The 9,005-nt window shown below is 76.4% G+C and carries 5 protein-coding genes; 2 read left to right on the top strand and 3 right to left on the bottom strand.

Annotated features, from left to right (window positions below):
• Positions 1 to 74: 74 nt before the first annotated feature.
• Entirely contained in the window at positions 75 to 2,159 is a 2,085-nt protein-coding gene (locus ADL22_RS08380) for a protein kinase (RefSeq protein ID WP_066975320.1), read from the bottom strand.
• Between the two features lie 144 nt (positions 2,160 to 2,303).
• Entirely contained in the window at positions 2,304 to 4,277 is a 1,974-nt protein-coding gene (locus ADL22_RS08375) for a serine/threonine-protein kinase (protein ID WP_199836246.1), read from the bottom strand.
• Between the two features lie 190 nt (positions 4,278 to 4,467).
• Here ADL22_RS08375 and ADL22_RS08370 point away from each other — a divergent pair, with 190 nt between their 5' ends.
• Positions 4,468 to 5,697, top strand: coding sequence for a serine hydrolase domain-containing protein (locus ADL22_RS08370; protein WP_066975319.1), 1,230 nt, complete (start codon positions 4,468 to 4,470; stop codon positions 5,695 to 5,697).
• Between the two features lie 31 nt (positions 5,698 to 5,728).
• Here ADL22_RS08370 and ADL22_RS08365 read toward each other — a convergent pair whose 3' ends face one another.
• Positions 5,729 to 7,438, bottom strand: coding sequence for a glycerol-3-phosphate dehydrogenase/oxidase (locus ADL22_RS08365; RefSeq protein ID WP_066975317.1), 1,710 nt, complete (start codon positions 7,436 to 7,438; stop codon positions 5,729 to 5,731).
• Between the two features lie 236 nt (positions 7,439 to 7,674).
• Between ADL22_RS08365 and ADL22_RS08360 the strand changes: the two genes are divergently transcribed.
• Positions 7,675 to 8,910, top strand: coding sequence for a nucleotide sugar dehydrogenase (locus ADL22_RS08360; protein WP_066975315.1), 1,236 nt, complete (start codon positions 7,675 to 7,677; stop codon positions 8,908 to 8,910).
• Positions 8,911 to 9,005 lie beyond the last annotated feature (95 nt).

Raw genomic sequence — 9,005 nt, 5'->3', positions numbered from 1 at the left:
GCGGGCCGGCGGAAGGGAGTGGGCCCATGGGCGGGGGCGGCGGCCGGGGACGGCCCCGGGCTCGCGGGCGGCGGCTAGCCCGGCCGGTAGGCGCTGCTGGCCTGGGCGTATATCCGGTCCACCTGGGCGCGGGCGGTGACCGGGCCGGTGACCAGGACGAGGTGGTAGCGGCCGCCGTCGAGCAGCGCGAGGTTGCGGGCGTAGACCTGGCGGCCGGCGCCGTCCTTCCAGGTGAACGTGCCCTCGGCCATCGCCGTGCCCCCGACGTCTATCCGGCGCAGCCCGGCGGCCGACGACCAGGCGGAGTCGCGGAACGCCGCCAGCTCGGGCTCGCCGGTCTCCTGATACGCCATCGGGTCGGTGCCGAAGCGGGCGGTGGTGTCCCGGCCGGGCACCACCAGCAGCTCCAGCCCGCCACCGGCGTAGCGCGCCTGGCCGGGGCCGGGGCCGGTGCTCCGCCGCCAGCCCTCGGGGACGGCGGTGCGGAAGCCCAGCGGGTCGGTGCGGAGCGCGAAGCCGGGGGCGACGGTGGCGGTGGTCTGCGTCGCGGCGGTGCCCGGCGGGGTCGGACCGCCCCGGCCCGCGCCGCCGGACGAGGGGGCGGGGCTGCCGCCGGGCGCGGCGCCGGGGGTCGTGGCGCGGGCCGCCCCCGACGCGCCGCCCGCCGCGCCCGCCCCGGACTTCGGCAGGAACACCATGGCGTACGCGATCCCGGCCACCATCAGCAGCAGGATCACCGCGAGCAGCACCCGGCCCAGGCTCCGCGGCGCGCGCGGCTCCCGGCCGGCCGCCGGTCCCGCGCCGACCCGGACCGGCCCGGCCGCTTCCGGCACCGCGCCGGACGCCCGCCCGGGCCGCCGGAGCTGCCCGGGCGGCCGCGCCGGACGGGCCGCCGGCCGCCGCCCCCGGCGGACCAGCTCACCGCGGCGCCGCGGGACCGGCAGCCGCCGCGGATCGCCCGCCCCCGGCAGCGCGGGCACCGTCACCAGCCCGCGGCCCGGATCCGGCTCCGGCGCGCCGCGCAGCACCTCCCGCAACCGGGCGAGCACTTCTGCGGACCCGGGGCGCCCGGACGGTTCCTGGCACAGCAGCGCCTCGACGACCGGCCGCAGCACCCCGCACTCCGCGGCCGGCGCGGGCGGCCGGGACCGCACCAGCCGCACCAGCTCGGCGGCGTCCTCCTCGGGGAACGGCGGACGCCCGCGCACCGCGCGGAACAGCAGCGCGCCCACCGCCCACAGATCCGCGGCCGGCCCCGCCGGCGCCGCCGCGCCGCCGTCCGCCGGCCCGGCCAGCTCCGGCGCCCACCGCTCGGTGACCGCACCGACCAACTGCAGCCGCGTCTGCCGCGCCCGCTCGGCGGCGAGGCCGACGAGACCGCCGGACCCACCGGACCCGCCGGACCCGGACGGCTCCGCCCCCGCCCCCTTGGCCAACGAGACCACCGCCCCGGCCACCGCCTCCGGCCGCAGGTCGTACCCGCACAGCGCCTCCTGGGCCGCGCCCGCCGCCAGGCCCGCCAGCACCGCCCGGCCGTCGTCGCAGACCAGGACCGTGCGCGCGGTGACGTTGCGGTGCGGCCAGCCGTGGGCGTGCAGGGCGCGCAGGGCGGTGAGCAGATCGGCGGCGATCTCCGCGGCGCGGTGCGGGGTCAGCGGCCGCTCGGCGAGCAGCGCCGCCAGCGGGCGCGCGGGCAGGTCCTCGCCGACGATCCACAGGCTGCCGTCCTGCGCGAAGACGTCGTAGACCTGCTCCAGCAGCGGGTGGTCGGGCAGCTGGGCGGCGGCCGTCGCGGCCTCCAGGGCCCGGCGGACCAGCGGATCGCGGGGGCTGCGGTCGGCGACGCCGGCCCGCTCCCGCCGGCCGCCGCTCCCGCCGAAACGCTCCTCCGCACGCCCGTCCACGGAATCCACGGACGCGTCGAACGCGCCGAACCCACCGGACGCACCGCCCCCGTCCGCCGCCACGACCTCGGCGTCCACCACCTCCGGCAGCGGCACCTGACGGATCATCACCCGCTGGCCGCTGTACGTGTCATAGGCCCGGACCGCCGCCACCTGGCCGGGGAACGGCCCGTCAGCGGCCTCGGGGCCGTCGCCGGCGGGCCGCCGCGGCAGGCGGTAGCGCTCGGCGAGCACAGATCCCGCGTACGCGTCCACGACGCGCCTCCCCTCAGCGTGCGCCGCGCCCCGCCGGTGGTGACGGATGCGGACGACTCCGGCCTTCTCACGATACGGGCCGGCACTGACAGCCGGGCCCGCCGGGCCGCGCCGCGCGCGGAGTTCCGCCGCTCCCGGCGCCGGTCAGTCCTTGATCGCGAAGGTGCGGAACGCGGTGTCCCGCAGCTCCCGGCACTCCTTGGCGTCCCAGGCGTCCGCCTTGCAGGTGATCATGATGGCGTAGCCGTGGTGGTCGTCGGCGCGGAAGCCGCGGTTGAGCACCCGCACGTCCTCGCCGCCCTGCCGGCGGGTGAACGCCCAGTCCGCGACGGTCGGATAGCCGCGCCAGTCCACGGCCTTGATGCCCAGCAGGTGGTAGCCCTCGCTGGACCCGGCCACGCTGGGCTCCAGGCTGCGCCAGGAGGCCGCGGCGTCCTTGCCCGGCGAGTCGTTGTAGTCGACCTGTATGCGCGGGAAGCCGCCGGAGGCGCTGTAGATGCCACCGGAGTGCTGCCCGGCGGTGCCGGTCTGCTTGAAGCCCTTGGGCATCGCCATACGGAAGTGGAAGCCGCCGTCGGCGACTTCGGCGAACCCTTCCGGCAGCGCCGCGCCGTCCTTCTTGCCGCCCTTGTCCCCGGCGCCGGACCCGCTCCCGCCCGGTTTCCCGCCGGGCGTGTCGCCGCCCCCGGTGGCGGTCTCCCCGCCCGCCGGGGCCGACTCGGCGGCCGTCCCACTCGCGGCGGCCCCCTTGGCGTCACCGGCGGTGTCGCTGCCGCCGCCCCCGAACACCAGCGCCAGCAGCGTCCCGAGGACGACGACCACCACGACCACCCCGATGATCAGCGTGCGGCGCGGGACGACATCGGTCACCGACGCGCGCGGCGGGGCGGGACGGCCGTCCCCGCCGCCGGGTCTCGGCTCGGAGCGGACCGCCGCGGCGGCGTTCCGCACCGACGTCAGGGCCGCGCGCACCCGCTCCTTGGCGGCCTCCGCGTCGAAACCGGGCCGGGCCGCTGAGCCGTTCGCACCGGCCTTCTCCGCGGCCTTCGGGGACACCGCGGTGCCCGTCCCGGACGCCCGCGCCACCGGCGTCTTCGCACCGCCCGCCGCCGCGCCCTTCGGCGCCGGCCGGGCCGCCCCGGCCGCCGGCTTCGGCTTCCGCGCCGCGCCCGCCGGCGCCTTGGCCGGCTTCGCCGCCGCCCGCTCCGGCCGCTCCGCCCCCACCGTGGGCAGCGTCATCGCCCGCGTCGCGTCCATCGGGGGCTCGGGCTCCGGCTCCGGGGCGTGCACCACGGCCAGCAGCAGCGCCCGCGCGCCCGCCTCGTCCAGCCGGCCCGCCGGGTCCTTCACCAGCAGGCCGTAGATGACGTCCGCCAGCGGCCCGGCGCTCTTCGGCGGGTCGACCGGCTCGGTCATCACCGCGGTCAGGGTGGCGATCGCCGAGCCCTTGTCGTACGGCGGAACGCCCTCGACGCAGGCGTACAGCAGCCCGCCCAGGGACCACAGGTCGGCCGGCGGGCCGGGCTTCTGGCCGCGGGCCCGCTCCGGCGAGATGTACGAGGGCGCGCCGACCAGCATGCCGGTGGACGTCACCGAGGGGTCGCCCTCGACCTGCGCGATACCGAAGTCGGTGAGCACGACCCGGCCGTCGTCGGAGATCAGGACGTTGGAGGGCTTCACATCGCGGTGCAGGACGCCCTGGCCGTGGGCGGCGCGCAGCACGTCGAGCACGGCGAGGCCGACCTCGGCGGCGCGGCGCGGGGTGAGCGGGCCGTCGTCGCGGATCACCTCGGCCAGCGAGCGGCCCTCGACCAGCTCCATCACGATCCAGGGCCGGTCGTCCTCGTCCACGACGTCGTAGACCGTCACCGCGCCGTTGTTGCGGATCCGGGCGATCGCCTTGGCCTCGCGCAGGGTGCGGGTGATCAGGCGGCGCTTCTCGTCCTCCTCGACACCGCCGGGGAAACGCAGCTCCTTGACCGCGACCGTGCGGCCGAGGACCTCGTCCTCGGCGCGCCAGACGGTGCCCATCCCGCCCCGGCCGAGAACATCGGCGAGCCGGTACCGGCCGGCGAGGAGCCTGCCCTCCTTGCCGTCCATCTCGACCTCGTCGCCCACTGAATCCCCTCTGCATTCCAGCCGAGTTGGCAGCCTCGATTCTCCATCGATCACCAAACTGGCCCAACTCGGACAACCCACCCTGGCAGAGCCTTCATTCTCCCTCATCCACGGCCGTGCGGAAGGCCCGGGTGGGTGCCGGAGGGCGCCGCGCACCCGTCATGATGGCCCCGACGACGGGAGTTCCTCCGTGCCCCTCCGCACGCTCCGCCCGGCCCCGCCGGGCCCGCCGCGCCGCACCGCCGCGCTCGCCGTCCCGGCCGTTGCGGCGGCCCTGGTCCTGACGGCGTGTTCGGGCGGACCGTTGGCCGCGGTCCGGCCGGCGCCGGCGTTCCGGCCGCCCGCCACACCGGCCGCGGCCACGGCGGCGCCCGGGACGGCGGCCGCGCTGCGCCGCCTGGTCGCCGACGGCGCGCCCGGCGCCGCCGCGCTGGTCACCCGGGACGGCCGGCTGTCCGCCTCGCGGTACGCCGCGGCCGGCGTCGCCGATCTGCGCAGCGGCCGGACGATGGGCCGCCGGGACCACTTCCGGGCCGGCAGCCTCACCAAGACCTTCGTCGCCACGGTGGTCCTCCAGCTCGCCGGCGAGGGCCGGCTCGCCCTCGACGGGCCCGCCGCGCCATACCTCCCGCCCGGTGTCCCGCGCACCGGCGCCGGCGGCGCGAACGACCTGCGGCGGGTGACGGTCCGCCAGCTTCTGGACCATACGAGTGGTTTGTTCAACTACACCGAGGATCCGCGCCTGGCCGCCCGCCTGTACGGAACGGGCTTCGCGGCCCACCGCTACGACGGCTACACCCCCGCCGGACTGCTCCGCATCGCGCTCGCCCACCGCCCGACCGCCGCCCCCGGGGCGCGCTACGCCTACTCCAACACCAACTACCTGGTCCTCGGCCTCATCATCCGGGGCGTCACCGGCCACCCGTACGCCGAGGAGGTGCGCCGCCGCATCCTGGAGCCATGGGGGCTGCGCGACACCTCGTTCCCCGGCGGCAGCCCGGCGCTGCCCGCGCCGCACGGCCGCGGCTACTCCCTGATCGGCGGCCGCAGCGTGGACAGCACCGACCTGAACCCCAGCCGGGCCGGTGCGGCCGGCGAGATGATCACCACCCTCGGCGACCTCAACCGCTTCTTCGCCGCGCTGCTCAGCGGCCGCCTGCTGGCGCCCCGCCAGATGGCGCAGCTGCGCAGCGAACGGGCCACCGGCGGCACCTACGGCCTGGGCGTCTACGCCACCCGGCTGCCCTGCGGCGTGACGGTCTGGGGCCACAACGGCGACATCAACGGCTCGTACGCGCAGACCGCCGGCACCCCCGACGGCCGCGACCTGGTCAGCTACCGCGTCAACACCGACGCCCCGGCCGGCCGCGCGGACGGCACCGCGGTCCTGACCGCGGAATTCTGCCGCCGCCGCGCCTGACCCACCGTCAGCCGCCCTGACACGACGCCCGCTACGTCAGCGGCACGATGTCCGGCGCGCCCAGCCGCGCCGCGTCCGCCGTCAGGTCATCGGGCTGCCGCTGCGACTCGCGCTCCGCCTCCACCCGCTTCTCGTAGTGCGCGACCTCCCGCTCCACCTGCGCGCCGTCCCAGCCCAGCGCCGGGGCCATCAGCTCGGCGGCCTCCCGGGCGCTGCGGGTGCCGCGGTCGAAGGTCTCGATGGAGATCCGGGTGCGCCGGGTCAGCACATCGTCCAGGTGCCGGGCGCCCTCGTGCGTGCAGGCGTAGACGACCTCGGCGCGCAGGTAGTCGTCGGCGGCGGCCAGCGGCCGGCCCAGGTCCGGGTCGGCGACGACCAGTTCCAGCAGCTCCTCGGTCAGCGCGCCGTAGCGGTTGAGCAGATGCTCCACCCGGACCACGTGCAGACCGGTGCGGGCCGCGATGCGGGCCCGGGCGTTCCACAGCGCCTGGTAGCCCTCCGCGCCCGCCAGCGGCACGTTCTCGGTGACGCACTCGGCCACCCGGGCGTCGAGCCCGTGCACCGCCTCGTCCACCGCGTCCTTGGCCATCACCCGGTACGTGGTGTACTTGCCGCCCGCGACGACCACCAGCCCCGGCACCGGGTGGGCCACGGTGTGCTCCCGGGACAGTTTGCTGGTCGCGTCCGACTCCCCGGCCAGCAGCGGCCGCAGCCCGGCGTACACACCCTCCACGTCGTCCCGGGTCAGCGGGGTGGCCAGGACGGCGTTGACGTGCTCCAGGAGGTAGTCGATATCGGCGCTGGAGGCCGCCGGATGCGCCTTGTCCAGGTCCCAGTCGGTGTCCGTGGTGCCGATGATCCAGTGCCGCCCCCAGGGGATGACGAACAGCACGCTCTTCTCGGTCCGCAGGATCAGCCCGGTCGTGGAGTGGATCCGGTCCTTGGGGACGACCAGGTGGATGCCCTTGGACGCGCGGACGTGGAACTGCCCGCGCTCCCCGATCAGCGCCTGGGTGTCATCGGTCCACACGCCGGTCGCGTTGACGACCTGCCGGGCCCGCACCTCGTACGTCACCCCGCCCTCGGCGTCCTCCACCCGCGCCCCGACGACCCGTTCGCCCTCGCGCAGGAAGCCCACCACCCGGGCGCGGTTGGCGCAGTGCGCCCCGTAGGCGGCGGCGGTGCGCACCAGGGTCATCACATAGCGCGCGTCGTCCATCTGGGCGTCGTAGTACTGCAACGCGCCGACCAGCGCGTCCTTCCGCAGGCAGGGCGCCACCCGCAGCGCCCGGCGGCGCGAGAGGTGGCGGTGCACCGGCAGCCCCCGGCCGTGCCCGGACGAGACCGACATCCCGTCGTACAGCGCCACCCCGGAGCCCGCGTAGAAGCGCTCCCAGCCCCGGTGGCGCAGCGGGTAGAGGAACGGCACCGGCCGCACCAGATGGGGTGCCAGCCGCTGGAGCAGCAGCCCGCGCTCCTTCAGCGCCTCCCGCACCAGCGCGAAGTCCAGCATCTCCAGATACCGCAGGCCGCCGTGGATGAGCTTGCTCGACCGGCTGGACGTGCCCGACGCCCAGTCACGGGCCTCCACCAGCCCGGTGTCCAGTCCGCGGGTGGCGGCGTCCAGGGCCGTACCGGCGCCGACGACGCCGCCGCCGACCACCAGGAGGTCCAGTTCGTGCTCCGCCATCCGGGTGAGTGCCTGGGCGCGCTGCGCCGGTCCGAGTGTCGCTGTCTTCACCGCTGCCTCCCGCTGAGATCCGGAGCCACACCCCCCGTCCGTCGATTGTTCCCGCGCTCCGCGCCCCCGGCCACCGTCCGCCCGCGGCGGCAACACCCGGCCGCGGCGATCCACCAATACCCATTCTGGGTCAAATATCCGCTTAGTCTATTTATGCCCCCTGGCGCCCCGGCCGCCCGGGCACCAGGACGTTCGCGCAGGGACCCCCACCACCACTCGGGAAGGACGGCCGCAGCATGCCCGCAGATCTCGCCGTCATCGGACTCGGCCACCTGGGTCTGCCCCTCGCCCAGGCCGCCACCGCCGCCGGCCTGACCACCATCGGCTACGATCCCGACCCCCGCGCGGCCGCCCTCCCCGCCGCCGGCGGCCCGCTCTCCGCCACGGAGGTGCGCCGGCTGCTCGCGGCCGGCTTCCGCACCACCGCCGACCCGGCGGCCCTCGGCCGGGTCCGCACCGCCGTCCTGTGCGCCCCCACGCCACTCGGCGAGGACCGCGCCCTGGACCTGTCCGCGCTCGCCGCCGCCGCCCGCACCCTGGCCGCCCGGCTCCGCCCGCACACCACCGTCATCCTCGAATCGGCCGGCTATCCAGGCACCACCGAGGACTTCCTCCGCCCCCTGCTGGAGGCCGGCTCCGGCCTCACCGCCGGCCGCGACTTCCACCTCGCCTGCTCCCCGGCCCGCCACGACCCCGGCAACCGCACCCACCGCTACCGCAACACCCCCAAGGTCATCGGCGGCCTCACCCCCGCCTGCACCGAGGCCGCCGCCGCCTTCTACGGCCGCCTCACCGACAAGGTCGTCCGCGCCCGCGGCCCCCGCGAGGCCGAGACCGCCAACCTCCTGGAGACCAACTACCGCCACATCAACATCGCCCTGATGAACGAGATGGCGGTCTACTGCCACGAGATCGGCGTCGACCTCTGGGACGTCATCCGCTGCGCCGAGACCAAACCGTTCGGCTTCCAGTCCTTCCGCCCCGGCCCCGGCGTCGGCGGCCACGCCGCCCCCCTCGACCCCAACCGCCGTGCCGGCGACGGCAGTTCACTCCGCCTGGTCGACCTCGCCCAGCAGATCAACGACCGGATGCCCGGCTACGTCCTCCAGCGCTGCACCACCCTGCTCAACGAACACGGCAAGTCCGCCCGCGGCGCCCGCGTCCTGCTGCTCGGCGTCACCTACAAACCCGACCTCGCCGACCTCACCGGCACCCCCGCCCGCGAGGTCGCCGCCCGCCTCCGCCAACTCGGCGCCCACCTCACCTACCACGACCCCTACGTCCCCCACTGGGAAGTCGCCGGCCGCCCCGTCCCCCGCGCCGACTCCCTCTACGACGCCGCCTCCGCCGCCGACCTCACCGTCCTCCTCCAACCCCACCGCACCTACGACCTCCAGGGCCTAGCCGTAAAAGCCCAACTCCTCCTGGACACCCGAGGCGCCACCCCCACCGGCGCCGCCCACCGCCTGTAACCCCCATAACCCCTGCAAAACAAAAATCCCGGCCGCGCACAAAACACGACCGGGACCAGCCAGACCCCCTCCCCCACCCCCACCCGCCCCCCCCC

It is taken from the genome of Streptomyces sp. NRRL F-4489, assembly GCF_001509485.1.
GTDB lineage: Bacteria > Actinomycetota > Actinomycetes > Streptomycetales > Streptomycetaceae > Streptomyces.
Note: the sequence above shows the minus strand (reverse complement) of the source record. Positions and strands in the feature narration are given on the sequence as shown.

Coding starts and splice junctions, on each gene's coding strand:
- ADL22_RS08360 (WP_066975315.1), top strand. CDS start 7,675: ATGCCCGCAGATCTCGCCGTCATCGGACTCGGCCACCTGGGTCTGCCC.